This is a genomic window from Curtobacterium sp. PhB190, from assembly GCF_004365385.1.
GTDB lineage: Bacteria > Actinomycetota > Actinomycetes > Actinomycetales > Microbacteriaceae > Curtobacterium.
Map to the genome: position 1 here is coordinate 274,747 of NZ_SODN01000004.1, position 25,756 is coordinate 300,502.

Here is a 25,756-nt window from a genome sequence, read left to right on the forward strand (position 1 = left end):
CCGGCGCGCTCGACGACGCGGCCGTACGATCGCGACATGGAGCTCGAGTTCCGCGGTGAGGTGATCGAGTGGCGCGGCCCGTCACCGTTCTTCTTCGCCGTCGTGCCGCCGGACGCCGCCGAGGTCATCGCCGACCTCGCGCCGATGCTCACCTACGGCTGGGGTGTGATCCCTGCCCGGGTGACGATCGGCGCCGTGACCTGGACCACCTCGTTGTTCCCGAAGGACGGCGGGTACCTCGTGCCGTTGCGTGCGGCGGAGCGCAAGCGTGCCCGGGTGGAACTCGGCGACGCCCCGCAGATCACGCTCGAACTCGGCAGTCCCTGACGACGCACGGTGCGCGCGTGTTCGCCCCGTGCGACGTTGATCGCTCGGTGCGCCGGAACAACCTCGCACTGAGCAAGCAACCGTGCACGGGCCGGAGAACACTGCACCGTGCGGCAACCGTAGACAGAGGGAGGAACGAGAGAGGGGATGACGGGAATCGAACCCGCGTGGCCAGTTTGGAAGTCCAATCTGGGCACTCAGCGCCTCCGCGCCATTCCGCCTCTGACCGGCTTATTTCTGAAAACGAGTCGGTCGAGGCCTGCTCTCACGGTACCTGTTTCTGGGCACGTTTGGGCACGTTTGGGCACGAATTGAGCACGCTCACCAGATGTCGGTGGCTTGGCGGACGATCAATACATGAGCAATGAGCAGAAGACCTGCCCGACCCATGGCCTCCCGATCCACCTCGTTGAGCGGGCCGACCCCCGGCTGTCGCGCAGCAGCGCCACGTCACTCGACTGGCGCTGCGAGGGCGGCGTCTCGGGCCACTTCATCCCGGCGTCCAAGATCGCCTAGGAATCGGTAGGGGGCGTCATGGGTCAGACAGTGAAGAACTTCATCCTCGGGATCGTCGTGTTGGCAGTGGGTGCGCTCGCTCTGTGGGGAGTTGGCTGGCTCCTCCTCGGAGCGTTCCACTGGTTCGAGGGACTCCCGAAGGACACGCGATCAATCACCGGAACGATCTTCGCGGCTGTCTCGGTGCCCGTGATCACGTTCGGTACGTCGATGTACCTGCAAGGCCGTCGGGTCCGTCACGAAGCCGTACGGGAACAGAAGACCGAGTTCTACGAGGAGACGATCAAGAACCTGATCGGGATGATGAATCTCGGCAAGTCGAAGACCGCTGACACCACGGCAATGGTCAAGATCTTCGCCGGGATCCCAGCACCCCTCATCACATTCGGATCCCGTGGGGTGATCCTCGCCTGGAACAACTTCCGACAGGTCGCAAGCGAGAGTCCGGAGGACACGCGAAGGATGGTTCTCGCTTTCGAGGAACTGTTCAAGCAGATGCGCAAGGACCTCAAGCACCCGACGTGGATGCACCAGCCTGGGGAACTCGTTGGGACCTTCATCAATGACGCTCAGAAGGAGTTCAAGAAGTAGTCGGGAGGAGGGCCGACAAGAGGATCTCCACGTCCTCCAGCGACAGACCCCACCCACCGGGGGCGTCGTCCACGTACCCGACGATGGAGCCGTCCTCGGCGTCCTTGATCCTGTAGACGTCCTTCTGCCGTTGGAGCACCAGCCCAAGGGAGGTGGCGAGGGCGCTCGCCTCCTCCTCGGTCACAGCGAGTCCTGCCAGATGACCGACATGGACAGGTCTGTGCCGCGGTCGTTGAGTTGCGTCGTGTTCGCTCCGTAGTTGCGTTCGTAGCAGAGAACCCGGAGGAGGTCGCCAGCGTTGAGCGGCACGAGGGGTTCCGATGCCGTGACGCTCGGGGCGACCATGTTGGACGTGTTGGAGGCTCGAGCACCGGGGTAGACCTCCGATGTAGCGATGGAGTTGGCAGTCCCGGCAGCGGTCGTGTTCTTCGTGACCTCGATCGCGATGGCGTAGTAGTCGTCTGCGTACGGCTTCATGTGCGCCTGAACGAAGTAGAACCCGGCACGGGGCACGCGGAGGACGCCGCCCGACCACGTGAAGCCGCCGATGTTCTTGTGAGGAGCCGCCCACGCCTCTGCGGCCATCAACTTCCAGACGTCACTGGGCAGGCTGGTGCCGTTGGTGGACTTCCGAACGCCGAACTTCGGGACCCCGATGGACTGGGTTTCCAGTTTGTCGGCGCGCGCCATGACGGCCGCAATCTCGTCGCCCCGCTGGTTGTTCTGCTGATAGCCAAGCGTCACGAGGTCCGAGGCGGAGTACACCTTCAGACCCTTCGCGCCTGCTGCATCGCCGATGGCCATGATGTCTCCTCTAGTTCGTGTACGTCGCGTAGGTGACCGTGGAGGCCACGTCCGCGTAGGTCTGGTCGGCAGGGGCCTTGCCGTAGGAGTTGTTCAGCGCAGTCACGAGGCCCTTCGTCGTGACACTCATCTGTGCGGACGAGAGGTCGAAGTCCAGCGCTTCCACGTAGCCCGTCTGGGCGGCGCTCCCCGGGAGTGAGATGAGAGCGGTCATCCCAGGGCGCGCGGAGAAGTCCGGCCGTGCGATCACGTCCAGCGCGTACTTCCGTGCCTGGAGTCGTGCGAGTAGGTGCTTCGCCTGCCCCGGTCCAGGGAAGGGCCGTTCGATCTCCTCGCGGTAGGGACGCTTGTAGTTGGGCGTGATCGCGAAGTCGAAAGCCTTCTTCTCCTGGCCCGTGATGGAGTCGGTCCAGACGTAGTTGAGGAGTACGGCGTCCGCGTTCATGGGGTAGCCGTCCACGCTGTCCTCACCGATGCTGACGGTCTCGGTTCCCTCATAGAGGTTCGATCCGTCCTGCACGGTCAACTGGCCCGGGAGGCTGTAGCCGTTGTCGGCCAAGCACCACTGCCCGTCTTCTCGGTAGAAGAGGCGAAGGCCCACCGCGTCCAGGATCGGCTCCAGGAAGTCGTCCGCGCTCGCACCCGGAGTCCAGACCAGCGAGTCCGGGGAACGGTCCACGAGGGGCGTGCGGTTGCTCGGGGACACGTCAGCGTCCCCGTCCCAGGAGTAGTGGTAGTCGGCACTGTCAGCGGTCGCTCCGGAGAAGAACGGGTGGAGGGTGCCGCTGGGCGCGTTCGGGTCAAGGCCGTTGCCCTCCAACACCATCCACTGCGCACCGTCCAGCACGGAGCCGTTCACGACTGACCCCGTGGCGCGGAGGACCAGCCCGATGGTGGACGTGCCCTCGGGAGCGACGGCGGTCACGCTCATGCGGACGCTGCTGACGAAGTTGGAGGTCATCTCCGTCGTGCTCTTGGAGTACGTCTGAAGCACGGCCCCTGCGGAGTCGCAGAACTGGATGTAGAGCGTGCCGTTCGTGAGGCCAGCGGAGGCGCGAACCGACACCGATGCGGAGTACTGCTGACCGGCAGAGCCAGAGATGGGGTTGGGCGCGTTCTGCGGGTAGCGCACGTCGATGGAGGTCAACGTGGCCTTCGCTGTCGTGCGTGCTGCGTTCCCGTACGGGGCCTGCGTCCCGGTGGACTGGACCAACTGCGCGGACACGTATGTCGTGGAGGAGCCAGCAGAGGAGTACGCCGTGAAGCCCGTGTTGGTCGTCACGTTCGGGTTCGGGAACAGGTTCTTGGCGGCGGTGTAGGTCAGGAAGGACTTGTCGGTCGCACCTCCAACGAACGCGACCGACGTGGACACAACACCAGCCGTCAGCGACAGCGCTTCTTGGCAGAGCGTCCGGACGCTGGTGAGGTTGCGCCACACGGTGTCCGTGCGGGGGCTGTAGGTCAGGAGGTCGAACTCCACGCTGACCAACTGCAACGTCACGGTGTTCGTGCTCGGGTCGGCTGTGCGGGTGTGCACGAGGAAGCCAGAGGACAGGTACTGCACCCCGCCCGTGGAGATCTTCGCTGTCACGACGCTGCGGCGTGTGGGATCGAGAGCGGCGTACGCGGAATCGGAGGGACGATTGATGGTTGCCGTGGCCTGGTAGAAGGGCCGGTTGCCCTCGTCGAGCGACAGGGTGAACTGTCGGTCCACGATGTCTAGGGCGACGGAGCCAACAGTCAGGGCGCACGTCACGTCATCCAGGAGCGCCATGGTCAGATCTCCTGGTAGTTCACGGTTACGAGCCAGAAGTCACGGGACTCGTCGTCGAGGGTTCGCTCCACAGTCCCGGAGAGCACGTACGTCATACCGACGCTGGGACGGTCCGTGTCCGTCAGGACGAAGGTGGTGGCCATCCGGTGCATGTCGAACGCCGCCACGGCGTCGGCCTCGTCTTGGTAGACGAGCACAAACGAGCCGGAGCGCTTGCTCGCAGCCTGCGGGGTGACGTCCACACCCCCGCCCAGGACAGGGTTGATGATGTTCCGGCTCTCGGCGCTCTCGGTCCAGCCGTCTACGAGGAGCGGGCTGGTCGAGAACCCGAGGTAGGAGGTCGGCGTGCTGCCATCGAAATAGTTCCCCGTGTAGGTGCTCGGGGTTTCCAGCATGGCGTCGTCGATGTAGAACGTGTCCCCGGCCTTCGCAGCAGTCGAGTACATGAAGTAGATGTCCACCGTGGCGGTACCGACAGGCGTCGTGAAGTCCATCGAGATCTGCGACCAGCCACCCGTGGCCCACTGCATCATGGTCGAGGAGATCATCGTTCCCAGCGAGGCTCCTGCGCTGTTCTTGAACGTGACCCGGAACGAGAACGGCGCTGCGAGGTCATTGGGGAGGTTCACCCAGGCCGAAGCGATGTAGGCGGTCTCTGCCGAGACAGCACGGCCGGACTGGCCTGCGAGCATCAGCCCGTCGCCGCTCGCTGTGTACTTGGCACTGTAGAGGCCACTGTGGGGAAGCGCAGTCCCGACCGTGAACGGGGCGTTCGAAGCGCTGGTCCAGTACGCGATCGTTCCGGCCTCAAAGCCGGGGTTCAGCATGAGGTTTCGGCGCTGCACCACTCCGCCCACTGACTCAGTGGACACGCTGCTGTTGGCAGCCCCAGTCCAAGCGTGCGTCACCGGGGTCTGGAGAGCCGGGATGGTGATCGTCGTGGTCATGGCTAGGCCACCCGCTTTCCGATGCGCTGGTTGACGGTCTGAGTGATCGGGTTGTTCCGGATCCTCGCGGCGGCGGCGTCAACCGCGGAGGTGTCGGCGAGGAACTTGACCGTGGGGCCGGTGACCTTCTTGTCTCGGTACCTGGCGATGGCCTTGTCGATCTCGGACGTGTCGTCCCTGAACTTGAGCGTGGGACCGTCCTTCTTCTCCCGGCCCTTCGCCGCCGTGGTCTTGTCCACGTCCTTCGCGTCGGCCTTGAGTTTCGAGGTGGGACCGGCCTTGGTCTCCTTGCCCTTCTCCGCGGTCTTCTTGTCAACGTCGGACGTGTCGCCCTTGGCCTTGACCGTGGGGCCGTCGATGTCAGTCCCAGCACCAGCGGCGGTCTTCCAGGTCTCCAGGATCTGAGCCTGCTGCTCCGGCGTCGCGGCGAGGTAGGTGGCCAGTTCCTGGCTGAACGCGTCGCCCTGCTCCTTGAGGTAGTTGAGGACGTCAGCCGGGACCTCCTTGCCGACGGTCGAGAGGTTCGCGTAGTACTCGGCGTCCGCGGCCTGCCGCTTCTGGGTGTCCCGGATGTACTTCTCAGCACTCAGAGCGGAGTTGTCGAGGATGTCCGAGGTGCTCTCGGCGCTCTGCTCGGCCAGGGACTGCATCGAGTCGGCGAAGGAGTCGTTGGCTTCCTTGGCTGCGGTCTGCGCCTCGACGTAGCGGCGGTACTCCTTGACGGACTTCCCGTTGGCAGCGGCCAGCGCCTCCTCGGCGTCCTTGGCGTTCTGGTTAGCCTCGATCTGCTGCTGGATCGCGGGCAGCACGTCCTTGGTGAGGGCGTCGGCCTTCTTGCTGGCCTCCCGGGATGCGGAGCGGTCAGCCCCAGCCGTGGTGTCCACTGAGGCAGCCAGGCGGCGCTGCTCCTGCGCGGTGTCCTTGACCTGCTTCTGGAGGCCCTTGAGTTCCTTGGTCGTGCCCCCGGCGATCGTCGAGGCCCAGTCCTTGAAGGACCGGTCAACCGACTTCGCATCCTTCTGCAACTGGACGAGGCTGGTCCCGTACTTCTCCGTGTCGGACGCCCACTCGCGGAGTTTCTTATCCAGCGCGGAGACGGCATCGCCGGAGTCCGAGAACTCGGAGACGAGTTCGTCGGTCATGCTCTTGACGCGCTCCTTGAAGGCGTCGCTGTCCTCACCCGACTGGGAGAAGGCCGTCCCGATGAGACCGATCCCGACCGCGGCGGCGGTACCGGCTGCCAGGCCCAGGGGACCGAGTTCGGTGATGATGCCACCCAAGGTGCCCTGGAACAGGTCCACGATGCTCGTAGCGGAGCCATCGAAGGACGAGGCGACCTCGGACAGGTTGGAGACTGCCTCGTCCTTGAACGCGGCGGAGGACTCAGCGGCAGGGGTGAAGGAGTCCTTGCCCTGCTGCTTCAACTTCCGGGTCTCGGCCTCGACCTTGGCGGTCATGGCCTTGTAGTCGTCGGCGGTCAGGTTCGTCTGGCGCTGAGCATGCTTGAGGCCCTTCTCCAGATCGTTCCCGGCCTCCTTGCCTGCGTCCCCAAGTCGGTCAGTGGCGCGCTCGGCGTCCTTCATCCCGCGCTCGATGTCGTTCCCGGCGTCCTTGGCCTCGCGGCCCAACTTGCCGAGGGACTTCTCCGACTCCTGGAGTCCGTCCGAGAGGCCGTCGGCTGCCTTGTCGCCGGACTTACCGAGGTCCTCCAGCGCGTCCTGGGCGTCCTCGATGGGGTCGATGATCCCGGCCTTGACCCCAGCCTCGAACGCGCGGGTGTCTGCGGCTACGCCGATGGAGAAGCCTCCGGCCATCGTGAACTCCTAGTTCTTGTCGAAGGTGTCGAGCAGGGTGCGGAACGCGGTCTGATACCAGAGGCTCGCGAGGCGAGGGATCGACTTGCGCGAGGCCGGGAAGACCACGCGCCCGTTGGTGTTCCGGGTGGGCAGTTGCCGCTTGGTGCGCCGTGTGACGGGGTAGCGCTTCCCGCGGCGGCTGGTGGTCGTGTAGGTCACGCGGTCATCGCGGTTCGCGCCGAACTCGACGCCTCCGGAGATTGCGGACGGCTTGGCACCGCCCTGGAGGGAGCGACCGATGCGCGCCGACTCCAACTGCACGTTCTGGTTGGAGACCCGGACTCGAGCGGTGGATCCCAGGACGCGCTGATCCAGGCGGGTCTTCACGTTGCCTTGGATCTCGGACTGCCAGATGGGCTGAGCGTCCTGTTTCGTGAACTGGCGGACCTGCTTCTGGACGTCCCGTGGGACCTGCTTGAGGGCGGCGAGCAGCGTCCGCAGATCCCGGCTGGCGAAGACCGAGATGCGACCACTGCCCGCCACTGCTCAGCCCGCCGAGGGAGCGGTGAAGGACGGCTTGCCGAGCACGCCGAGGGTGACGGTGCCGACGCCCACGGCGTCCACCGTGCCGCCGATCGAGCCGGGGACGATGATGACGTCGGCGTAGACGGTCGGACCGCCCTTGACCGGCGAGAACTCGACCGAGACCGTCTCGCCCTGGTGCTCGAACAGGTACTGGCTGAGCGAGTCGTCCGTGGCCCAATCCTGCGCGTACGCGAGGACGCAGGACCAGGTGACGCCCTGCGGGAACGAGAAGACCGCTTCCGGGGTGAGGCCCTTCCAGTTCGTGATCCCGCCCGCGGGCTGGAACTCGACCTGGCTGACGGCCTTCTCGTAGTTCGAGGAGGCCACCTTGAGGAGAACGTCCGAGAGGACGAACGGGGTGACGGTGATCTGAGCCATGAGTTACTCCTGGGTCTGAGTGGCAGTGGTGATGACCGAGACGGTGATGTCGAAGGCCAGGAAGGACTCCGCGTAGACGGCGCGCTCGGCGCGGGTCCATCGGAGGTTCGGGGACCCCTGCTCGTTGCGCACGTTGTCGAGCGCGTGCAGGAGGTCCGCGATGTCGTCGTCCAGGTCGGCGTCCGCCTCGGTGGGGCTGGTCCTGGGGCTGACGATCGTGACGGTGTACTCGGTCACGTGGGACGCCAAGGGCGCTTCCGGGAGCCGGGTGATGTTCTGGAGCCAGACGACAACGGTGGTCTTGTCCACGGCGTCGGGAAGGCGCGAGTACGGCGAGAGATCCCAGGTGCGCGGCAGGAGGGGCTTGAGGTTCTCGATGACCCAGCCGCGGTACCGACTCGGGGCCTTGCGGCGGGCCATCAGCGGATCCCCTTCTTGGCTCGCTGCGGACGAAGGAGTTGCTTGACCGCCCAGTCGAGCGGTCGGACGTTGACGACGTAGCCGCCCGCGTCCACCTGCGCTTCGCCGTTGGTGACGGACGCGTTGTGGGTGTTCCGCGCCTGCATCAACTGGCCGGACCGGTAGCGCTCCGGGATGGAGTTCGGTGGGCGAACATCTGGCGCGTACGCCAGCACCTGATCCCGGGCGACGGTGAGGAGCCGGTGGAGCGTGCCGTCGTCGGTGGGCGCCCCCTCCCACTCCCGCCGAGCCGTGACGACGTTGAACCACTCGTCGTAGGCCGGGACCACGACGAGCGTGTCCAGGAGTGTGCGCTGCTGACGCCCCCCGAGGGTGGTGACGGCGTAGACGGGGTACTCGCCGACGAGCGGGAGCGTGAGGTCGAACCAGGTCCCGGTGAGGGCCTCGCCGTCGTGGGCCGTCGGCAGGGTCTGGCCCGCGACGCTCACGACAGTGGACGCACCCTCGATGTCGGCCACCTCAGGGGCGTCGAAGTCGAAGTCGGCAACCGGCTGGTCACCTGCGATGAACGCGGCCATGGCTGCCTCCTCTCAGTGGTCGGGGTGAAGGGGCCGGCCGAAGTGACCGGCCCCCCCCTGGATGGCTAGGCCGAGGCCTTGTCGCCGACCAGGACGATGCCGTCCGGGTACTCGGCCATGAACTGCGTGTAGCCGTGGACGCCCTTGTCGATGCCGCCGCGGGCGATGTCGAGCGCGTCCACCGTGAGCGGGCTGCCCCCAGCGAGTTCGTTGAGGTGCGCGGCCTCGCTGGCAAGACCCAGGACCTGGCCCTCGCCGAGGACGTCGAACTTGTCGCGGAGGATCGTCACGCCGTCGCCGGTGCCCTCACCCTTGGTCCCGAAGGAGAGCGAGATGTACTCCGGGATCAGGTCCTTCGGCGTGTACATGAGTTCCTTGAAGACGTCGCGGGCCACGACGATCGACGTGGCGTCGGTGTCGCTGTCGTTGATGACGTCGAGGACCTGGAGGACCTTGCCGATCGAGGTGTTGTAGGTCGTGGGGAACGTGTCCGCGTCCACCTGCGTCCCGGCAGCGGTGAGGAACTGCTCCAGCGCCCAGCGGTCGGTCTCCTTGGCGTAGGAGTTGAAGAACCCCTTGACGAAGGCCTCGATGACCTCCTGGTTGCCCGGGATGTCGTAGAACTCGCGAGCGATGTCCACGGCGACGGCCCAGCGCTGGAACACGCTGTCCACGATCGAGGTGGAGCCGGTGCCCGACGGGACCTGCGCCTTGTTGCCGGAGTACTTCTGGACGAGGGCGGTGCCCTGGTCCACGGTGAAGCCCTTCTCGGCCTGGTTGGTCAGCGGGCCGTTCTTGACGAGGGTCCAGAACTTGCGCTCGTAGGCACGTGCCGACCAGATCTCGCCGAGCCACGCGGGCTGGATCACGCCGTCGGCCGGGAGTGCCCCGGTGCCGGAGGTCTTGATGTCCGAGAGCGCGGCGAGCAGCGTCTCCTGGTCGGTGGAGGCGCGGCCCACGCGGGCGTTGCGGATGGCGTCGAAGACCGAGCGTGCGCCGGTCTCCTCGACCTTGGGAGCAGAGGCCTGGAGCGTGCTCGGAGCGGTTGCAGTCGGCACGATGGCCTCCTCCTTGGGCTGGTCCTCGGGAGCGGGCTGCTCCTCCGGCTTGGCGATGGTCTCGGTGGTGACCGACTTGGTGACCGTGGTGGTCCCGTCAGCGGCGGTCTCGGTGAGCGTGGACGTCACGGTGACGGTCTGGGAGCCGTCGGCGTTCGTGACCGTCTTGGTCTCGGTCTCGGCCTTGGGGTCGTCCGGCTGGACCGGCTCGACTTCGGTGTCCGCGGCGGCTGCGAGGAGCGTCGCGGAGGGGAATGCGGGGGTCTGCACGAGGGCTCCTCCAAAGAGACGGCCACCGACGGCCTTGCCTGCCTTGATCACGACGTTCGCGACCTCGGCGGACAGGTGCTTGCGGCGACCCGAACGGATGTCAGCGAGAGCGGCGTCGCCGTCCTCGCCAGGGGCCACGGAGAACGTGGCGACCACGCCTTCCGGGGTGTCGCGGAGCGCGGTGGCGCGCCCCACGGAGTCTTCGCGGGCGTGCTCGACGTTGAAGCCGACCACGGAGGGGTCCGGGATCTTGAACGCGCCCGGCTCGACCGAGAAGCGGCCGAGGTTGGACCGGCAGTCCTCGCCGTAGGGCACGAGGAGACCAGTGACGGTGCGCTCCTCCTCGGACGCGACGAGCGTCCCGGCATCGATGACGATCTCGGTCATGGTCAGTCCTCCTCCAGAGGCCCCGTGGCGGAGGGCGTCGGGGTGTACAGGTCGTACATGTCGAAGCGGACGCGCTGGCCCCGGGGCACGCAGTCGTCCTGGCTGAGGCGCTGCGCGATCGGGTCGGTCCAGAACGGGAGGCTGAGATCGAAGAACAGGTTCCGATCGCCTTCCTTGGTCGTGTACGTCAGGGACGCTTGCGACACGGTGCCGTCGAGGAGCGAGGTCGGGATGTTGAGGAAGTTCCCGACGTCGGACTTGACGGCGTTGCGCCCCTCCTCCATGAGGTCGGCGCTCACCTCGCCGTGGACTTCCATCTCCAGCGACCGCGGCAGGTACCCCACAGCGCCGTTCTCGGACTTCCGGGCGGTGGACCAGGCCTCGACGTACTCGTCGATCTCGTCTTGCTCCAGGTCGTTGTCCTGCGTCTCCTTGAGGACCATCACCGGGATCGGGTTGCGAGCGCGGCCCTGCCACGCACGCTCCACGTCCCGAGCGCCCCGGAGGTTGGATGCCGCGACCGAGAGCAGGCCGTCCCAGAGCGGGACCGTGTGGAGGATCATCTCCGTGCGATCCAGCGGCTCCTTGCGGCCCTCGATGTAGAACTGGCCGTCCTGGAGTCGCCAGAGGTGGATGGGCACCCACTCGGCTTCCAGGATCTGACCGGCAGCCCCGCGGCTGGTCAGCCAGAGGCTGCGGCCATGGAAGATGAGGTCGTCGATGGTGGCGACCATGCGCGCGTACGGCGAGACGTCGCCGTTGGTCCGGTACAGCCACGTGGGCTGATCCGGAATCGCGCCGTTCTCGTCGAGTGCTCGGAGCGGGAAACGGGCGATCATCGAGGTCAGCAGGTGCTGGCCCTTGGACACGGACGGGATGCTCATGGCGATCCCGCGGTCCATCGGCACTGAGTCGATCTCGATCCCGAGACTCTCGGAGATCACGAGGGGCTTGATCGAGGAGGAGTCGGCGTACTGCGACAGCACCCCGATGCTGGTGGCCCGGGCGGCAGCGAACGCGTCAGACTGTCGCGTGCTGAGGCCGAGCCAGTCCAGGAATCCCACACCTAGATTGTACCAATCGATGTAGCAATGTACTAGTACAAGTGGCGTGTTTCAGGAAGCAATCTTCGGGCGCACTCTGGCCCGCTTCGGGTTGGCGTCGGCGTACCGGAGCGCCATCGATGCGCCCTCCGCCGTGATGATCGAGTGACCCGGCTCCCGGCGACCGAAGGCCCAGCGGTTGGACGTCGGCGTCCCGCGCTTGGTGACTAGTTGAATCGCCGTGGTCAGTTCGTCCTGGTTCCAGTGCAGGACGTTGCCGTCATCGATCTCCTTGGCCAGCAGTGCGGCCGAGGTGGACACGTCCAGCCATGTCTGCGGGGCCATGCGCGGGCGCGGCTTCATGCGCTGCATGACCTCGACCTCGACGACCACGGTCCCGGTGCTGTCGTGGATGACTGGCGTGCGCATCTTGCCTGCCAGTTCCTTCGCCCGCTTGGCGAGCCACTTGGATCCCGAGCGGTAGTCCACGACGAGCAGGCAGGCCCGGCCCTGGTCATCCCTCCATGCCGCGGTGATGGCTGCGCAGGACTGGTCTGGGTGGACCGTGACGGCGAGGCCGACGGTGCGATCGGTAGGCATCGGAGGGAGCGCGCCGGAGTCGCCGTGCGCCATCCACTCCTCGACGTTGAGGAAGGACTGGACGGCTCCGGCAGTGCCGAAGATCGAGAGGTACTCCTCGGCGAACTGGCGGCGCGACAACTTGCCCCAGCGCTGCTTCACGACATCCATGGTGGTGAGCACGCCCACGCCTGGGTGAGCGGCTGCCACGAGGGCCTCCACTTTGTCCCAGTCGTCGAGGTCGGCCATGTCCGTGGTGTCCGCGGCCGCGTACTCCAGGATCCCGGTGCTGTTGTTGCCCGCCCGGCCGTCGGCGAGGGTGTCCCACAAGAGATTGCCCTCGCGGAACTTGGCTGCGGTCCCTGCCACGAGCAATTGGGCGTCCGGGCGGGTGTCGAAGGTCGGCAGTGCCCCAGCGAGCAGGTCCTCCGTCATCTCGGGAGACGCCTCACCGGCCTCGTCGAAGATGATCAAGTCGAACGCGTCGGAGCGGAAGGACTCACCCTGCGGTGGGAGGACCTGGAAGATGCTCCCGTTGTCGAACTCGATGCGCTCGGAGCCGCCCGCCTTCCGGATCTTGAAGGCCCGGCTGGCGGGGTCAGGGAACAGGCGCTCCAGGACCGGCACGATGTCCTTCCGGAAACGGTCCCGAGCCTTCTGGCCGGTCGTGCACGTGGTGTAGCCGACGAGGTAGTCCTCCCGGGAAACGCACCGGCCGAGGGCGAGCGCGAGGAGCGTCGTGGTCTTGGTCGAGCGGCGCGGCAGAAGCACCCCGATTGTGCTGTGACCGGCGTTGCAGACGTCGGCCAGCCTGAGTTGCTGCGGCTTGACCTCCTTGCGTCCACCCGTCACCCCCAGGAGCCGGGTGCCCTCCAGGAACTCCTCCCGAAGCGTCTGATCCTCACTGAGTTCTGACTGATGGAGCGGGGGGATGCCAGAGTCGCGGGTGATGTTCCAGTGTTCTGGATAGAAAACCTCTGCTGCCAAGGCAGGGGGTAGCGGTGGCTCTGTCAAAGACTCGGCGGTCGTCACTTGCTCGTCTCCTCGCAGGCGGACCACAGGTCGGCGAGTTCCTCGTCCGGGTACTGCTGCTGGAGTACGGCGACGCACTGCTCGACCGTGCTGCTGGTCTCCTCTGCTGGCTGACCTGCATGCGTGGCGATGGTGACGACCACGATGGCGGCGAGCACGGCTGCGCCGACGATGATGGCGAGGGTGGTGAGGATCTTGCGTGTCACCATGATGGGAGTCTCCGTCTCTGCTTGCTGGCGGCTACCTGCTTGGCCCGCCCTGCCTTGCCCCCGTTGCTCCGGTTGCCTCGGCGGCAGGCAGGACCGAGGTTGCTGGGGTCGTCGATCATCTGGGCTGTCCAGCCCATGGCGAGGGCCTGGTCCACGCTGATGATGTGTCCGAGATCCCATGGGTCATCGGGGTCGATCAGGTGGTGGCAGCCCGGCTCGATGCAGGGTGCAGGCAGGGTGGCCTGGATCCTGGGTTTCTGGATACGAGTGACCTTCGCCCAGGAGGAGGTGCGGTGGTGCTGGCTCACGGCACGGCTACGGCTTGGTTGATCCCGATGCGGAACTTCTCGAAGGCGTCACGGTCCTCGACGAGGAGGACCCACTGGTCAGCGGGCTGCTCCCGCTGTTCATCTGAGGCGTTGACCCATGCCAGGGTGAACCGGTCCCGCTGGGCTGCGGACAGGGGGCTGACGATGGCGCTGAGGGCCTCGGGGATGTAGCCCAGTCGTTCCTCGACGAGAACCTCGTAGGCCTTGCTGAGGATGGCCACGGTTAGCCCTCCTCGATCGGGTTGCGGCTGTGCCACGCCTCAGCGAGGGGCCGGAGCATGTCCTGGACCTCCGGGTCGTTGAGTACCTTGGAGACGTCGCACTCGACGTCGATGTCGATGTCGCTCATCGGTTCTGTCCCTTCTGGGTCAGCGGCCACTGCTGGCGCTGCGTGATGAAGTCGTCGATCAGGCGGGCGCTCTCGGCGAGCACCTCGTCCCAGGTCGGCCTGCTCGTTTTCGGATACGAGTGATTGCTCATGGGGTTCGTCCTTCCCTCTGATGTGGACTATCGACCGTTCGCGAACGGATGCAGGAACGCCCCCGGCGAGACGAGGACGAGAAGCGAGCCGGGGGCGTCCACTTGGGACTATCGACCGTTGTACTAGACCTTGTACCAGTGTGGTCGAGGCGGCTCGAGCGCTGCGGGGGTAGGAGTACGAGCCGCCCCGGGAATGTGGAGGGCCGGACCCCCTTGCGGAAGTCCGGCCCAGTGACCGACGGCACCTGTTGGCGGAGATCCCCGGGTGCCGAACATGTTCCCTGCGACGGGAGCGAGATCAGCCTACGACGCACCTGGTACAAGCGGTAGTACATCCTGCTTAGTTGACACCGGTTTCTGCCCTGTGGCGGCGGTGGATCCTCGCGATCGTGCTCCGGTCCAGTCCCGTCTTCATCGCCTGCTGCGTCCACGTCAGGTGCTGGTACGGCTCCACCAGGTCCCAGGTGTACTTCGGGCCTCGTTTCGAGATCTGCCCGCCCTTGCGCCCCGCTGCCGAGCGCTTGGACATGTAGTCGGCCTCGTAGTGCAGCCAGGCCCACTCGGCGGCGGCGTCGCAGGCCTGCTCCAGCCACGCGTACGTCACGTACCCAGTAGCCGTCGGCCACGAGAGGCCTCGCTGCCTTGAGGTCCCGCGCTTGGGTGTCATCTCATCTGTGAGATAGGCCTCACCGGCCTTCCGTGCAGCAGCCCAGATGATCTCGCTGATGGTCTCGATCTGAGGAGCCGATGATCGGATGTCCCGGAGCGTGGTCGGCTCGGTCGGGGCCACCCCGTGCTCCCGCATGGCTCGGAACGCGAGACCGTTGAGGAACCCGAGGATCTCGGACGAGTAGGACTTGGGTGCTCGGGCGACCGGGAGGAACCGTCCGTCGAGGACCTGCTCCCAGGGCTGCCCGTTCCACGGGACCGGCCACGTGAGGTCATCGGCCGATCGGAAGTGCTTGCGTCGGAGACCTTCGGAGCGAGTCAGCCCGACGCGCCCCCGGCGCTCACGGCTGGCCTGCTCGCTCGGGTCCATCACGAACTGCTTGCGCGGTCGCGATTCAGTGTGAGCAGGAGAGGACATGCTCTCCATAGAGGTCTCATCCAGCAGTTGCTGGAGTGAGGGATCGAGATCTCCCAGTACCGGGGGGAAGGACACATTAAGTGACACCAGAGGCTCCTCTGTCGCAGTGAGTGAGAGAGCACGGTCAGTTGCTCTCACTGGAACCATCGGCAGATCCCGATCAGACTTCGGCTGAGGCCTCATCGTCGCCAGACGAAATTGCCCCTCCCTGCGGCCTTGGCCTCCGCGATCATCACGGCGTCGTGGGCCATCGCCTCGGCGTACCGGAAGTCCTGCGCGAAGGCCCTGAGGGCCTCCTGAAGGTATGCAGCGTGGTCGGGGCGCATCTTCCTTCGGGCTGGGTCGAGGCGGCGCTCAGCGTCCTCCTCGGCGGTTGCCCTCAGCGCGTCCTGCCTGCCGCCCTGCGCTCCCATCAGGCCGTTGCGGGCCGCGCACTGGAGCGTGCATGCCAGCCGCGTCCGGAGTTTCGAGATGGTCGAGTCGAACTCGTCGCCACAGAGCGGGCAGCGCACTCGGATGCCCCAGATGATCCCGCCGTACGTGTTGGTCTTCATTGGGAGCCGGGTGGGGTCCACGACGGTGAAGCCTGCGCCGACGGTCTGTCCCTTGGTGAAGGTCTGTCGGCGCATCAGCCCAGGGCCTCGCTCAGCGCGTTCGCGTTCTGCCGGTCCCGCTCATCTGTGGCGTGCTGGTACCGCAGGGCAGCGGTCACGGAGGCGTGTCCGCCCCGGCGTTGGATCTCCTTCAGCGTCGCGCCCTTCTGCGCCAGCGTGGTGAGGCTGACGTGCCGGACATCGTGGAGATGGAACTCGGGGAGGCCAGCAGCGTCCCGTGCTTCCTCCCACGCCTTGCGGAGCCAGTTCGCCGTGAGCCGCCCGCGTGGGCCGTAGAACATCGGGTCCCCAGGCCGGGCGGGGTGCTCGCCGATGTAGGCCTCCAGGGCCGCGACAGCGGCGGTGGGCAGCGCCACGGTCTTGACCTGCCCCGTCTTCGTCTTGCGCTCGCGGACCTTCCCATCACCCGCGGCGATCTGCCGCTCGACGAGGAGCGTCCCGGCGCTGGGGGAGTAGTCGCCTCGATGGAGTCCACAGAGTTCGCCGAGCCGGAGGTGCGCGCCGAACAGCGTCCAGCACGCCGCCCCGAGGTCCAGGGGCAAGTGCCCGAGCACGGCCTTGAAGTCGGCGACCGTGAACGTCGGCCGACGCTTCGCCACGTCGGCTCCCGCGTTCTTGATGACGGCTGGGGTGGCCAGGATCAGCTCGTCCTCCATTGCCGTGTTGAGGATCACCCGGAGCAGGAAGAAGGCGTTGCGGCGGGTGACCGGCATGTCCGCCTTGGCTGCCCACCAGGTGCGCACCTGCGCCCGGGTGATGTCGCCCAGGTTCCGGTGCCCGAACGCCGGGAGCAGATGCCTCCGGAGCAGGCTCGACTGGTTCTTCCAGGTGGCCGGGGTGAGGGTCGCCTTCCGCTGCTGGTGGACCTCCTCGGCGTAGTCCCGGAACAGGACGTGGCCCTTCTTGGGGTCGTGCCAGGTCCCTCGCCCGATGTCGGCCGTGACTGGGATGACCGCTTGGTAGGCCTCGGCCTTGGTGCGGAAGGTCCCGAGGGAGCGTCGCTCTCCCTGGTCTGTAGTGAAGCGTGCTTGCCACTTGCCCGAAGGCAGTTGCCTCGGCTCCTCGATGCCACTGCTCATGTTGTCTCGTCCCATGGGGGTTGCTACGAGGGAGCGAGCGGCTCAGACCATCGTTTCCAGAAACAACTCTGGGCACGCGGTGGGCACGGCGGTCTGGCTCGATCCCAGGCCGGGACCGTCCAGGTGCAGAAACCGCTGATCAGAAGCGGGATGTTGTGGAGGGGATGACGGGAATCGAACCCGCGTGGCCAGTTTGGAAGACTGGGGCTCTACCATTGAGCTACATCCCCGCGCGTGCGCACCAGGCGCAGCCCGACCATCGTAGCGGACGAACGAGTACCGGACGAACGAGCACGACATGCCAGGGCGCGTCATCCCCAAGCCGGACGCCGGCGCCGAGCGCACGATCCGCTGGTCGCGCGTGGTCTCGTACGCGCTGGTGGTCCTCGCCGCGATCGTGTTCTCGATGCGCCCGGAGCTGTTCGGCGATCCGCAGTCGCAGCCCGCGCACGCCCTGCTGCACGTGTGGCGGATCGTCGTCGGCATCGTGCTCGCTGTCGCGGCGCTCGGGGTCCAGGTGGTGGTCGGCGTGCGGTGGCGCAACGGCCTGCGACGCGCCGCAGCGGACGAGTGACGTCCCTCCCGGGAACCGCGCACCGGGGGACCGCTAGACTCATCGGCGTCGCATGCGCCCTTCGGCGCGCGCGGACACCCTGGCCCAGTCAAACGGGGCGTAGCTCAGCTTGGTAGAGCGCCCGCTTTGGGAGCGGGAGGTCGCAGGTTCAACTCCTGTCGCCCCGACCAGGTCCTCGAGAACCATCGACCACACGAACGTCAACCAACAGGAGAACATCCCGTGGCCACCAGCACCGTCGACAAGGTGAGCGACACCCGCGTCAAGCTCACCGTGAACGTGACGCCGGAAGATCTCAAGCCGAGCATCGACCACGCGTACAAGCACATCGCCGAGCAGATCAACATCCCCGGCTTCCGCAAGGGCAAGGTCCCGCCGGCGATCGTCGACCAGCGCGTCGGCCGTGGCGAGGTCCTGAACCACGCCGTCGGTGACGCCATCGACAACTTCTACCGCCAGGCGGTCGAAGAGCAGGAGCTGCGCATCCTCGGCCGTGCCGAGGCCGACGTCGCCGAGCTGCCGAACCTCGCCGACTTCGCGGGCGACCTCGTCCTCACCTTCGAGGTCGACGTCCGCCCCGAGTTCGACCTGCCGGACTACTCCGCGTACGAGCTCACCGTCGACGCCGTCGAGGTGTCGGACGACGAGATCGAAGAGGAGCTGCAGAACCTGCGCACCCGCTTCGGCACGCTCGTGACCGTCGACCGTCCGGCGAAGACCGGCGACTTCGCGCAGATCGACCTGACCGCCAGCATCGGCGACGACGAGGTCGACTCGGCCACCGGCGTCTCCTACGAGATCGGCTCCGGCGACCTGCTCGAGGGCATCGACGAGGCGCTCGAGTCCCTGACCGCCGGCGAGTCGACGAACTTCGAGTCGAAGCTCGTCGGTGGCGACCGCGAGGGCGAGACCGCCCAGATCGCCGTCACCGTCACAGCCGTCAAGGAGCGCGAGCTCCCCGAGGCCGACGACGAGTTCGCCCAGATCGCCAGCCAGTTCGACACGATCGACGAGCTCAAGGCGGACCTGAAGGAGCAGATCGCGAAGTCCAAGACCTTCGGTCAGGGCGCCGCGGCTCGCGACAAGCTCGTCGAGAAGCTCATCGAGGACGTGAACATCCCGATCTCGGAGCAGCTCATCGAGGACGAGGTGCACCGTCACCTCGAGCAGGAGAACCGCCTCGAGGACGACGAGCACCGCAAGGAGGTCTCCGAGTCCAGCGAGAAGGCCTTCCGTTCGCAGATCCTCCTCGACTCCATCGCCGAGAAGGAGGAGATCCAGGTCTCCCAGGAGGAACTGACCCAGTACCTCATCCAGGCTGCTGCGCAGTACGGCATGGAGCCGGCCGAGTTCATCAAGGTCATCGACCAGAACGGCCAGATCCCGGGCATGGTCGGCGAGGTCGCCCGCTCGAAGGCGGTCGCGACCGTCCTGTCGAAGGTGACCGTCAAGGACACCAACGGCGACGCAGTCGACCTGTCCGCCTTCACGGCGGGCGTCGCGCAGGCCCCTGCTGAGGACGCCGAGTAACGAACTCGACGCCACCAGCGATACAGACGGGAGGCACGGTGCCAGCTGGCACCGTGCCTCCCGTCTCGTGTTTTCCGCACCACCGCATTGCTGTCGGCGAACACACGCGAAGTGGTGCGTTGCAACCGATAAGTTCGACAACAAGCGACAACTGAACGGGAGCTTTTCCATGGCCGAAGCAACACTGAACCCCAGTGTTTTTGACCGCCTTCTGAGAGACCGGATCGTGTGGCTCGGCTCCGAGGTCCGCGACGACAACTCGAACGAGATCGCAGCCAAGCTGCTGCTGCTCGCCGCCGAGGACCCTGAGAAGGACATCTACCTCTACATCAACTCGCCCGGTGGTTCGATCACCGCCGGCATGGCGATCTACGACACGATGCAGTTCGTCCCGAACGACATCGTCACCGTGGGCATCGGCCTGGCCGCGTCGATGGGACAGTTCCTGCTGTCCTCCGGCACGCCGGGCAAGCGCTACATCACGCCGAACGCCCGCGTCCTGCTGCACCAGCCGTCCGGCGGGTTCGGCGGCACCGCTGCCGACATCCAGACGCAGGCCAAGGTCATCCTCGACATGAAGCAGCGCATGGCGGAGCTCACGGCCGAGCAGACCGGCAAGTCGATCGAGCAGGTCCTCAAGGACAACGACCGCGACAACTGGTTCAGCGCGCAGGAAGCCCTCGAGTACGGCTTCGTCGACCACCTGCGTGCCTCGTCGGCCGAGGTCGTCGGCGGTGGTGGCACCGTCGGTGACGGCGCGACGCCGACCGCGGCTGCCGACCCCGACGCCCAGTCCTGACCCCCACCGAAGAAAAGGAAACGAGAATGCATCTCCCAATGCTCGGTGGCGCGCAGAACGTCCCGGCTCCCTCCGATCGGTACATCCTGCCGAGCTTCGAGGAGCGCACGGCCTACGGCTACAAGCGCCAGGACCCGTACGCGAAGCTCTTCGAGGACCGCATCGTGTTCCTCGGTGTCCAGGTCGACGACGCGTCGGCTGACGACGTCATGGCCCAGCTGCTCGTGCTCGAGTCGATGGACCCCGACCGCGACATCGTCATGTACATCAACTCGCCCGGTGGCTCGTTCACCGCGATGACGGCGATCTACGACACGATGCAGTACATCCGTCCGCAGATCCAGACGGTCTGCCTCGGTCAGGCTGCCTCGGCCGCGTCGGTGCTCCTCGCCGGTGGCACGCCGGGCAAGCGTCTGGCTCTGCCGAACGCCCGCGTGCTCATCCACCAGCCCGCTGTCCAGCAGGGTGGCGGTCAGGCGTCGGACATCGAGATCCAGGCGGCGGAGATCCTCCGCATGCGCACCTGGCTCGAGGAGACGCTGTCGAAGCACTCCAACAAGACGCCGGCGGAGATCAACCACGACATCGAGCGCGACAAGATCATGTCCGCGCAGGAAGCCGTGGAGTACGGCCTGATCGACCAGGTCCTCACCAGCCGCAAGAACCTGCCGGCGCTCGTCAAGTAGCACCAGCAGGAACGACGAAGGCCCCGCACCGATCGGTGTGGGGCCTTCGTCGTGCGGCGGTGTCAGTCTTCGGTGTCGTCCGTCTCGGGCGCGGGGCGGCGCCGCAGGAGCAGCAGGACCGCGACCACCGCGGCGACGAGGACGACGCCTCCGGCGCCGATCCAGAGCGCGTCGGTCGCGGCGGAGTCGGTGTCACCCGAGGCGGTGCCGGTGGTGGCGGCCTCGGTGGAGTCGTCTCCCGCGGTGGCGCAGGTCGGCGGCGTGGCCGATCCCGAGGCTGCGGAGAAGCCGGACGGGGCCTTCCACGTGAAGGCGTACTCGTCGGAGACGGTGTGGCCGTCGGCGGAGACGATCTGCCACTCGACGGTGTACTTCCCCGAGTCGCCGAGCGCGGCTGGCGTGGTCATCGAGGGGCCGTCGATGTCGACGCAGCCGTCCTCGTAGTACTTCCCGTCCGGACCCACGACCCGGAAGGCGAAGCCCGAACCGGAGTCGCCGATGTCGAGCAGCTTGTCGTTCGTGGTGATCTCGAACGCCTTCGGCAGGCTCGTGAGCGTGCCGCCGACCTCCGGGGTGGATGCGATCAGGTAGTTGTGCGCGCTGGCGGGACCCGCGAGCCCGAGGACCGCACCGCCCGCGATCGCGACGGCCGCGGCGGACCCGGCCACGAGCCTCCAGGCAGAGGACCGCAGCCGAGTCCGACGCGAGCCGCGCTGTGTCACTTGGCGGAGCTCCGACGACGCGTGCCGGCGACGGCGACGACCAGGGCGACGGCGCCGAGCACCAGACCGCCCAGGCCGAGGAAGCGGCCGACCAGGTCGGGGTCCGCGGGGGTCGTCGAGCCGGCTGCGGCCTCGGCGGTCGGGGTGGTGGCGACCGGGTCACCGTCGTCGTCCGTGGCCTCGGCCGCGGTCAGCGTGATCGAGGGGGCCGGGTGCTCGGGCTCGGCCTCGCCGGCCTGCTGCTCCTGGTTCCACTCGACCGAGCCCTTCTCGCAGGTCTGGATCGCGGGGAACTCGACGAGGTCGCCGGCCTTGCCGTCCGGCAGTGAGAAGGAGAGGGCGAAGGTGTCGCGCTCGTCGGCGGGGAGTGGGGTCTTGGCGGTGTAGGTGATGCTCGTGACACGTTCGGCGGCGTCCTCGGCGTGCTCACCGTCGGCCGCGGCGGAGGGGCTCGTGTACGGCTCGGTCGCCGTCGTGATCTTCCAGTTCGGGTTCACGGTGGGGGTGACCTCGATGACGGACTCCGGCACCTGGAACTCGATCTTCGTGGTGGGGGAGCCGTCGCAGCCGTGCGGGACCGAGAAGGTCGCCGTGGTGTACGAGTTCGCGGCGGTCGAGGTGGCCGTCGCGGACACGTGCGCGCTGGCTGCGCCGGCGGTGCCGAGGACGATGACGGCCACGGCGCCGAGGGTGACGGCGCCGCCGGCGGCGAGACGCTTCTGCATGGGGATCCTTCGATGGTCGGGACGGTGTTTCTACAACTTGTAGAGAAGACTGGATCACGGTAGCAGGCCCGAACGCCCTGGGCGAACGCGCGCGCGAAATCCCGCGGCGCCGCACGGTCGGTGTCACCGGTTGCGGTTAGGCTCGTGTCCACGACGAGGTGCCCACCAGCAGCGGTGCACCAGCGGCCGGTGCGAGTGCGCGGGCCGGCACGTCCAACCAGGGAGGCACGGCAATGGCACGCATCGGAGAGAGCGGGGACCTCCTCAAGTGCTCCTTCTGCGGCAAGAGTCAGAAGCAGGTCCAGCAGTTGATCGCCGGTCCGGGTGTCTACATCTGCGACGAGTGCGTCGAGCTGTGCAACGAGATCATCGAGGAGCGTCTGGCGGAAGCCGGCGAGGACACCTCGAGCGGTGACTTCGAACTGCCGAAGCCGCGCGAGATCTTCGACTTCCTGCAGGAGTACGTCATCGGGCAGGACCCGGCGAAGCGCGCCCTCGCAGTGGCCGTCTACAACCACTACAAGCGCATCCGTGCGCAGGGGCAGATCACCGCTGCCGAAGACCGCGACGACATCGAGATCGCGAAGTCGAACATCCTGCTCATCGGCCCGACCGGCTGTGGCAAGACCTACCTGGCGCAGACCCTGGCGAAGCGCCTCAACGTGCCGTTCGCCGTCGCCGACGCCACCGCCCTGACCGAGGCCGGCTACGTCGGTGAAGACGTCGAGAACATCCTGCTCAAGCTGATCCAGGCCGCCGACTACGACGTCAAGCGCGCCGAGACCGGCATCATCTACATCGACGAGGTCGACAAGATCGCCCGTAAGGCCGAGAACCCGTCGATCACGCGCGACGTCTCCGGCGAAGGCGTGCAGCAGGCGCTGCTCAAGATCCTCGAGGGCACCGTCGCGTCGGTCCCGCCGCAGGGTGGTCGCAAGCACCCGCACCAGGAGTTCATCCAGATCGACACGACGAACGTCCTGTTCATCGTGGCCGGTGCGTTCGCCGGGCTCGAGGACATCGTGTCCTCGCGCGTCGGCAAGCGGGGGATCGGCTTCGGGGCACCGCTGCACAGTGCGACCGACCACCAGGACCTGTACTCCGAGGTCCTGCCGGAAGACCTGCACAAGTTCGGCCTGATCCCCGAGTTCATCGGTCGTCTGCCCGTCGTCACCACGGTGTCGCAGCTCGACCAGGCAGCGCTCATGCAGATCCTGACCGAGCCGAAGAACGCCCTGATCAAGCAGTACCAGCGGATGTTCCAGATCGACGGCGTCGAGCTCGAGTTCGACCAGGGTGCGCTCGAGGCGATCGCCGACCTGGCCGTGCTCCGCCAGACCGGTGCCCGTGGCCTGCGCGCCATCCTCGAAGAGGTGCTCGGCCCGGTGATGTTCGACGTCCCGTCCGACGACGACGTGGCGCGCGTGGTGATCACCCGCGAGTCCGTGCTCGAGAACGCGGCGCCGACCATCGTACCCCGGCCTCGGGCGAAGCGCGTCGAGAAGTCGGCGTAGCGCTCCGCTCGCTCCGAAGCCCCGCACCGGATCGGTGCGGGGCTTCGTCGTGGTGGGGCGGTCGGCACGGCCCGCGGGTCGACGCCTGGTTCTTCCCATGACGGCTGCGATGGAAAGTGAGATCGGGCGTACCTGGTCGGAAGTTCCGATCAGGTACGCCCGATTCGACGCGGTACGCCCGGAAGCGCCCGGTCCCGCAGCGCCCTACTCGAGGCCGCGGCGACGCAGCAGCGGCCCGACCTCGGCGTCGCGCCCGCGGAAGTCGCGGTACGCCTCGAGCGGGTCCTTCGCGCCGCCGACACCCAGCAGCCGTGATGCGAACCGACGGCCGGCCGCGCGGTCCAGCCCGCCGTTGTCACGGAACCACTCGACCGTGTCGGCGTCGAGCACCTCGGACCAGATGTAGCCGTAGTACCCGGCGTCGTACCCGCCCGAGAACGTGTGCGCGAAGTACGTCGACGAGTAGCGCGGCGGCACGGCCTCGGCGGCGATCCCGGCGGCGGCGAGGGCGTTCCGCTCGAAGTCCTCGACGGACGTGACCGCAGCGGCGTCAGCGGAGGACAGCCGGTGCCACGCCTGGTCGAGGAGCGCCGCGGCCAGGTACTCGGTCGTGCCGAAGCCCTCGTTGAAGCCCTCAGACTCGCTCAGGCCCAGGACGAGCTCGGGCGGCAGTGGGGCACCGGTCTCGTGGTGCTTGGCGTAGTTCGCCAGGACCGACGGCCACGACACCCACATCTCGTTCACCTGGCTCGGGAACTCGACGAAGTCGCGCTCGACGTTGGTGCCCGAGAACCGGGGGTAGGTGGTGCGGGCGATCAGGCCGTGCAGCGCGTGGCCGAACTCGTGGAAGAGCGTCTCGACCTCGTCCTGGATGAGCAGCGTCGGCGACCCGGGCGCCGGCTTCGCGACGTTGAGGTTGTTCACCACGACGGGCAGCGTGCCGAGCAGCTCGGACTGCTCGACCACGGGGTTCATCCACGCGCCGCCGCGCTTGCCGTCGCGCGTGTACAGGTCGAGCAGGTAGAGCCCGACCGGTTCGTCGTCCTCGCCGGTGACCTCGAAGACACGGACCTCGTCGTTGTAGCCGTGCAGGTCCGGGCGCTCGGTGAAGGTCAGGCCGTAGAGGGCACCCGCGGCGTGGAAGACACCGTCGCGCAGAACCCGGTCGGCCTCGAAGTACGGTCGGAGCGCGGAGCTGTCCGCGGCGAACTGCTCGCCGCGCAGGATCTCGGTGGCGTACGCCCAGTCCCACGACTCGATGTCGAACCCGACCGTGCGGGACCGGACGGCCCGCTCGTCGTCGGCGTTCCGTGCCGCAGCGCCGACGAGCGACGACAGCAGGCCGTCGACAGCTTCGGGGGTCTTCGCCGTCTCGTCGGCGGTGACGACGGCGGCGTGGTTCGGGAACCCGAGCAGTTCGGCGCGCTCGGCACGGAGCCGCACGATGCGCAGCAGGACCTCGCGGTTGTCGTACTGGTTGCCGCGGCGGCCGCGAGCGAGCGAGGCGTGCATGATGCGCTCGCGCAGGTCGCGGTTCGCGAGCGACGGCAGCCACGGGTGGCCGGTGTAGAGCGGCAGGGTGATGAGCCAGCCCTCGAGGCCGCGGTCCGCAGCGGACCCGGCAGCGGCGGACTTCGCACCCCCGTCGAGCCCCTCGAGCTCGGCTTCGTCGGTGACGTGCACGGCGGAGTCGTTGGTGTCCTCGAGCAGGTTGCGCTCGAAGGTGGTGGTGAGCGTGGACAGCTCCTGGTTGATCGCGGTCAGGCGCTCCTTGCCGGCGTCGTCGAGCCCGGCGCCCGCCAGGGTCATCTCGGCGTGGGTGCGCTCGACCAGGCGGAGCGCTTCGCCCTCCAGCCCGGCGGCTGCGGCGCCGTCGAGCACGGACTGCACGCGGGCGTAGAGCCGGGAGTCCAGCGTGATCGCGTCGCGGTGGGCGGCGAGCAACGGCGAGACCTCGGCCTCGAGGTCGTGCAGCTCCGGCGTCGAGTCCGCCGACGACAGCGTGAAGAACACGTGGCTGACACGGGTCAGCAGCTGCCCGGAGCGCTCGAGGGCGATGAGGGTGTTCTCGACCGTCGGTGCGTGCGGATCGGTGGCGATGGCCTCGACCTCGGCGCGCTGCTCGGCCATGCCGGCCTCGAAGGCCGGTCGGTAGTGCTCGAGTCGCACGTCGCCGAAGGGCGGCAGGGCGTAGGGGAGGGTGCTCGGGACGTCGAACGGGGTTGCCATGGCAACCACCCTACGGACGTCGCGCCGCGACGGGGCGGACGGGAGGCCCGTGGCGGCCCCGCCCCGCGCCTCCCGTCCGCCTTGTGGGTGCGTT

The 25,756-nt window shown here is 67.2% G+C and carries 30 protein-coding genes and 2 tRNA genes; 9 read left to right on the forward strand and 23 right to left on the reverse strand.

Annotated elements, in window-relative coordinates:
• Nucleotides 1-36: 36 nt before the first annotated feature.
• The 3 genes from EDF47_RS08630 to EDF47_RS08635 all read left to right on the forward strand — a co-directional run bounded on the left by EDF47_RS08630 (nucleotide 37) and on the right by EDF47_RS08635 (nucleotide 1,434).
• Nucleotides 37-327, forward strand: coding sequence for a DUF1905 domain-containing protein (locus EDF47_RS08630; RefSeq protein WP_123673347.1), 291 nt, complete (start codon nucleotides 37-39; stop codon nucleotides 325-327).
• 357 nt (nucleotides 328-684) lie between these two features.
• Nucleotides 685-843 (forward strand): hypothetical protein, encoded by a 159-nt coding sequence (locus tag EDF47_RS19790; RefSeq protein ID WP_166673207.1) that lies wholly within the window; start codon nucleotides 685-687, stop codon nucleotides 841-843.
• A 30-nt stretch (nucleotides 844-873) separates the two neighbouring features.
• Nucleotides 874-1,434, forward strand: coding sequence for a hypothetical protein (locus tag EDF47_RS08635; RefSeq protein ID WP_133936767.1), 561 nt, complete (start codon nucleotides 874-876; stop codon nucleotides 1,432-1,434).
• Here the strand turns inward: EDF47_RS08635 and EDF47_RS08640 are convergent.
• The 20 genes from EDF47_RS08640 to EDF47_RS08725 all read right to left on the reverse strand — a co-directional run bounded on the left by EDF47_RS08640 (nucleotide 1,424) and on the right by EDF47_RS08725 (nucleotide 17,113).
• On the reverse strand, nucleotides 1,424-1,618 hold the full coding sequence (locus EDF47_RS08640; RefSeq protein WP_133936765.1) for a hypothetical protein: 195 nt from the start codon (nucleotides 1,616-1,618) through the stop codon (nucleotides 1,424-1,426). The genes EDF47_RS08635 and EDF47_RS08640 overlap by 11 nt on opposite strands.
• Nucleotides 1,615-2,238, reverse strand: coding sequence for a hypothetical protein (locus EDF47_RS08645; protein WP_133936763.1), 624 nt, complete (start codon nucleotides 2,236-2,238; stop codon nucleotides 1,615-1,617). The genes EDF47_RS08640 and EDF47_RS08645 overlap by 4 nt, the downstream gene beginning before the upstream one ends.
• A 10-nt stretch (nucleotides 2,239-2,248) precedes the next feature.
• On the reverse strand, nucleotides 2,249-4,012 hold the full coding sequence (locus EDF47_RS08650) for a hypothetical protein (protein WP_133936761.1): 1,764 nt from the start codon (nucleotides 4,010-4,012) through the stop codon (nucleotides 2,249-2,251).
• Nucleotides 4,013-4,014: 2 nt separating this feature from the next.
• Nucleotides 4,015-4,959 (reverse strand): carbohydrate binding domain-containing protein, encoded by a 945-nt coding sequence (locus EDF47_RS08655; protein ID WP_133936759.1) that lies wholly within the window; start codon nucleotides 4,957-4,959, stop codon nucleotides 4,015-4,017.
• Between the two features lie 2 nt (nucleotides 4,960-4,961).
• Nucleotides 4,962-6,773 carry a hypothetical protein gene (locus EDF47_RS08660; RefSeq protein ID WP_133936757.1) on the reverse strand — a complete coding sequence of 604 codons (1,812 nt, stop codon included), beginning with the start codon at nucleotides 6,771-6,773 and terminating at the stop codon, nucleotides 4,962-4,964.
• A 9-nt stretch (nucleotides 6,774-6,782) separates the two neighbouring features.
• Complete coding sequence (locus EDF47_RS08665; protein ID WP_133936755.1) at nucleotides 6,783-7,298, reverse strand: hypothetical protein; 516 nt, start codon at nucleotides 7,296-7,298, stop codon at nucleotides 6,783-6,785.
• A 3-nt stretch (nucleotides 7,299-7,301) separates the two neighbouring features.
• The gene (locus tag EDF47_RS08670) at nucleotides 7,302-7,718 is read right to left on the reverse strand and encodes a hypothetical protein (RefSeq protein WP_133936753.1); all 417 of its coding nucleotides are present in this window, start codon (nucleotides 7,716-7,718) and stop codon (nucleotides 7,302-7,304) included.
• 3 nt (nucleotides 7,719-7,721) lie between these two features.
• Nucleotides 7,722-8,138, reverse strand: a complete 417-nt coding sequence (locus EDF47_RS08675) for a hypothetical protein (protein WP_133936751.1) — start codon at nucleotides 8,136-8,138, stop codon at nucleotides 7,722-7,724.
• Nucleotides 8,138-8,716 (reverse strand): hypothetical protein, encoded by a 579-nt coding sequence (locus EDF47_RS08680; protein WP_133936749.1) that lies wholly within the window; start codon nucleotides 8,714-8,716, stop codon nucleotides 8,138-8,140. The genes EDF47_RS08675 and EDF47_RS08680 overlap by 1 nt, the downstream gene beginning before the upstream one ends.
• A 65-nt stretch (nucleotides 8,717-8,781) precedes the next feature.
• Nucleotides 8,782-10,431 carry a hypothetical protein gene (locus tag EDF47_RS08685; protein ID WP_133936748.1) on the reverse strand — a complete coding sequence of 550 codons (1,650 nt, stop codon included), beginning with the start codon at nucleotides 10,429-10,431 and terminating at the stop codon, nucleotides 8,782-8,784.
• A 2-nt stretch (nucleotides 10,432-10,433) separates the two neighbouring features.
• On the reverse strand, nucleotides 10,434-11,495 hold the full coding sequence (locus EDF47_RS08690) for a phage portal protein (protein ID WP_133936746.1): 1,062 nt from the start codon (nucleotides 11,493-11,495) through the stop codon (nucleotides 10,434-10,436).
• A 51-nt stretch (nucleotides 11,496-11,546) separates the two neighbouring features.
• Nucleotides 11,547-13,085 (reverse strand): hypothetical protein, encoded by a 1,539-nt coding sequence (locus EDF47_RS08695; protein ID WP_133936744.1) that lies wholly within the window; start codon nucleotides 13,083-13,085, stop codon nucleotides 11,547-11,549.
• Nucleotides 13,082-13,294: a hypothetical protein gene (locus EDF47_RS08700; RefSeq protein WP_133936742.1), complete on the reverse strand. Its 213-nt coding sequence runs from the start codon at nucleotides 13,292-13,294 to the stop codon at nucleotides 13,082-13,084. Before EDF47_RS08700 ends, EDF47_RS08695 begins: the two co-directional genes overlap by 4 nt.
• Nucleotides 13,295-13,598: 304 nt before the next feature.
• Nucleotides 13,599-13,844: a hypothetical protein gene (locus EDF47_RS08705; RefSeq protein WP_133936740.1), complete on the reverse strand. Its 246-nt coding sequence runs from the start codon at nucleotides 13,842-13,844 to the stop codon at nucleotides 13,599-13,601.
• 2 nt (nucleotides 13,845-13,846) lie between these two features.
• Nucleotides 13,847-13,972: a hypothetical protein gene (locus EDF47_RS20330; RefSeq protein WP_279586382.1), complete on the reverse strand. Its 126-nt coding sequence runs from the start codon at nucleotides 13,970-13,972 to the stop codon at nucleotides 13,847-13,849.
• Nucleotides 13,969-14,103, reverse strand: a complete 135-nt coding sequence (locus EDF47_RS20335; protein ID WP_279586381.1) for a hypothetical protein — start codon at nucleotides 14,101-14,103, stop codon at nucleotides 13,969-13,971. Before EDF47_RS20335 ends, EDF47_RS20330 begins: the two co-directional genes overlap by 4 nt.
• A 340-nt stretch (nucleotides 14,104-14,443) precedes the next feature.
• A complete protein-coding gene (locus EDF47_RS08710) occupies nucleotides 14,444-15,142 on the reverse strand; it encodes a hypothetical protein (protein WP_133936739.1) in 699 nt (232 codons plus the stop codon).
• Nucleotides 15,143-15,369: 227 nt separating this feature from the next.
• Nucleotides 15,370-15,819, reverse strand: coding sequence for a hypothetical protein (locus tag EDF47_RS08715; protein ID WP_133936737.1), 450 nt, complete (start codon nucleotides 15,817-15,819; stop codon nucleotides 15,370-15,372).
• Nucleotides 15,819-16,883 carry a site-specific integrase gene (locus EDF47_RS08720; RefSeq protein WP_166673208.1) on the reverse strand — a complete coding sequence of 355 codons (1,065 nt, stop codon included), beginning with the start codon at nucleotides 16,881-16,883 and terminating at the stop codon, nucleotides 15,819-15,821. The genes EDF47_RS08715 and EDF47_RS08720 overlap by 1 nt, the downstream gene beginning before the upstream one ends.
• Before the next feature lie 156 nt (nucleotides 16,884-17,039).
• Nucleotides 17,040-17,113: transfer RNA gene (locus EDF47_RS08725), tRNA-Gly, on the reverse strand.
• Between the two features lie 68 nt (nucleotides 17,114-17,181).
• On the opposite strand from EDF47_RS08725, the gene EDF47_RS08730 reads away from it, so the two are divergent.
• From EDF47_RS08730 to EDF47_RS08750, 5 genes are all read left to right on the forward strand, one after another.
• Nucleotides 17,182-17,457 carry a hypothetical protein gene (locus EDF47_RS08730; protein ID WP_123293976.1) on the forward strand — a complete coding sequence of 92 codons (276 nt, stop codon included), beginning with the start codon at nucleotides 17,182-17,184 and terminating at the stop codon, nucleotides 17,455-17,457.
• Nucleotides 17,458-17,550: 93 nt separating this feature from the next.
• A tRNA-Pro gene (locus tag EDF47_RS08735) sits at nucleotides 17,551-17,627 on the forward strand.
• A gap of 52 nt (nucleotides 17,628-17,679) precedes the next feature.
• On the forward strand, nucleotides 17,680-18,987 hold the full coding sequence (gene tig / locus EDF47_RS08740; protein ID WP_159572754.1) for a trigger factor: 1,308 nt from the start codon (nucleotides 17,680-17,682) through the stop codon (nucleotides 18,985-18,987).
• A 169-nt stretch (nucleotides 18,988-19,156) separates the two neighbouring features.
• Nucleotides 19,157-19,786 (forward strand): ATP-dependent Clp protease proteolytic subunit, encoded by a 630-nt coding sequence (locus EDF47_RS08745; RefSeq protein WP_111084515.1) that lies wholly within the window; start codon nucleotides 19,157-19,159, stop codon nucleotides 19,784-19,786.
• 26 nt (nucleotides 19,787-19,812) lie between these two features.
• On the forward strand, nucleotides 19,813-20,472 hold the full coding sequence (locus EDF47_RS08750; protein WP_111075987.1) for an ATP-dependent Clp protease proteolytic subunit: 660 nt from the start codon (nucleotides 19,813-19,815) through the stop codon (nucleotides 20,470-20,472).
• A gap of 62 nt (nucleotides 20,473-20,534) precedes the next feature.
• Here the strand turns inward: EDF47_RS08750 and EDF47_RS08755 are convergent, their stop codons facing one another.
• Together EDF47_RS08755 and EDF47_RS08760 are read right to left on the reverse strand one after the other, a co-directional pair.
• Entirely contained in the window at nucleotides 20,535-21,140 is a 606-nt protein-coding gene (locus tag EDF47_RS08755) for a copper resistance CopC family protein (RefSeq protein WP_166673209.1), read from the reverse strand.
• A 50-nt stretch (nucleotides 21,141-21,190) separates the two neighbouring features.
• Nucleotides 21,191-21,919, reverse strand: a complete 729-nt coding sequence (locus tag EDF47_RS08760; RefSeq protein WP_133936731.1) for a YcnI family protein — start codon at nucleotides 21,917-21,919, stop codon at nucleotides 21,191-21,193.
• Nucleotides 21,920-22,152: 233 nt separating this feature from the next.
• Here EDF47_RS08760 and clpX point away from each other — a divergent pair, with 233 nt between their 5' ends.
• Nucleotides 22,153-23,433 carry an ATP-dependent Clp protease ATP-binding subunit ClpX gene (gene clpX / locus EDF47_RS08765; protein WP_111084519.1) on the forward strand — a complete coding sequence of 427 codons (1,281 nt, stop codon included), beginning with the start codon at nucleotides 22,153-22,155 and terminating at the stop codon, nucleotides 23,431-23,433.
• 204 nt (nucleotides 23,434-23,637) lie between these two features.
• On the opposite strand, the gene EDF47_RS08770 is transcribed toward clpX, so the two are convergent.
• Nucleotides 23,638-25,662: a M3 family metallopeptidase gene (locus EDF47_RS08770; protein ID WP_133936729.1), complete on the reverse strand. Its 2,025-nt coding sequence runs from the start codon at nucleotides 25,660-25,662 to the stop codon at nucleotides 23,638-23,640.
• Between the last annotated feature and the right edge of the window lie 94 nt (nucleotides 25,663-25,756).

Bases quoted from the DNA above. Each gene is read 5' to 3' on its own strand.
- EDF47_RS08630 (WP_123673347.1), top strand. From the start codon at position 37: ATGGAGCTCGAGTTCCGCGGTGAGGTGATCGAGTGGCGCGGCCCGTCA.
- EDF47_RS19790 (WP_166673207.1), top strand. From the start codon at position 685: ATGAGCAATGAGCAGAAGACCTGCCCGACCCATGGCCTCCCGATCCAC.
- EDF47_RS08645 (WP_133936763.1), bottom strand. From the start codon at position 2,238: ATGGCCATCGGCGATGCAGCAGGCGCGAAGGGTCTGAAGGTGTACTCC.
- EDF47_RS08650 (WP_133936761.1), bottom strand. From the start codon at position 4,012: ATGGCGCTCCTGGATGACGTGACGTGCGCCCTGACTGTTGGCTCCGTC.
- EDF47_RS08655 (WP_133936759.1), bottom strand. From the start codon at position 4,959: ATGACCACGACGATCACCATCCCGGCTCTCCAGACCCCGGTGACGCAC.
- EDF47_RS08660 (WP_133936757.1), bottom strand. From the start codon at position 6,773: ATGGCCGGAGGCTTCTCCATCGGCGTAGCCGCAGACACCCGCGCGTTC.
- EDF47_RS08670 (WP_133936753.1), bottom strand. From the start codon at position 7,718: ATGGCTCAGATCACCGTCACCCCGTTCGTCCTCTCGGACGTTCTCCTC.
- EDF47_RS08675 (WP_133936751.1), bottom strand. From the start codon at position 8,138: ATGGCCCGCCGCAAGGCCCCGAGTCGGTACCGCGGCTGGGTCATCGAG.
- EDF47_RS08680 (WP_133936749.1), bottom strand. From the start codon at position 8,716: ATGGCCGCGTTCATCGCAGGTGACCAGCCGGTTGCCGACTTCGACTTC.
- EDF47_RS08685 (WP_133936748.1), bottom strand. From the start codon at position 10,431: ATGACCGAGATCGTCATCGATGCCGGGACGCTCGTCGCGTCCGAGGAG.
- EDF47_RS08700 (WP_133936742.1), bottom strand. From the start codon at position 13,294: ATGGTGACACGCAAGATCCTCACCACCCTCGCCATCATCGTCGGCGCA.
- EDF47_RS20330 (WP_279586382.1), bottom strand. From the start codon at position 13,972: ATGAGCGACATCGACATCGACGTCGAGTGCGACGTCTCCAAGGTACTC.
- EDF47_RS20335 (WP_279586381.1), bottom strand. From the start codon at position 14,103: ATGAGCAATCACTCGTATCCGAAAACGAGCAGGCCGACCTGGGACGAG.
- EDF47_RS08710 (WP_133936739.1), bottom strand. From the start codon at position 15,142: ATGGACCCGAGCGAGCAGGCCAGCCGTGAGCGCCGGGGGCGCGTCGGG.
- EDF47_RS08715 (WP_133936737.1), bottom strand. From the start codon at position 15,819: ATGCGCCGACAGACCTTCACCAAGGGACAGACCGTCGGCGCAGGCTTC.
- EDF47_RS08720 (WP_166673208.1), bottom strand. From the start codon at position 16,883: ATGAGCAGTGGCATCGAGGAGCCGAGGCAACTGCCTTCGGGCAAGTGG.
- EDF47_RS08730 (WP_123293976.1), top strand. From the start codon at position 17,182: ATGCCAGGGCGCGTCATCCCCAAGCCGGACGCCGGCGCCGAGCGCACG.
- EDF47_RS08745 (WP_111084515.1), top strand. From the start codon at position 19,157: ATGGCCGAAGCAACACTGAACCCCAGTGTTTTTGACCGCCTTCTGAGA.
- EDF47_RS08750 (WP_111075987.1), top strand. From the start codon at position 19,813: ATGCATCTCCCAATGCTCGGTGGCGCGCAGAACGTCCCGGCTCCCTCC.
- EDF47_RS08760 (WP_133936731.1), bottom strand. From the start codon at position 21,919: ATGCAGAAGCGTCTCGCCGCCGGCGGCGCCGTCACCCTCGGCGCCGTG.
- clpX (WP_111084519.1), top strand. From the start codon at position 22,153: ATGGCACGCATCGGAGAGAGCGGGGACCTCCTCAAGTGCTCCTTCTGC.
- EDF47_RS08770 (WP_133936729.1), bottom strand. From the start codon at position 25,662: ATGGCAACCCCGTTCGACGTCCCGAGCACCCTCCCCTACGCCCTGCCG.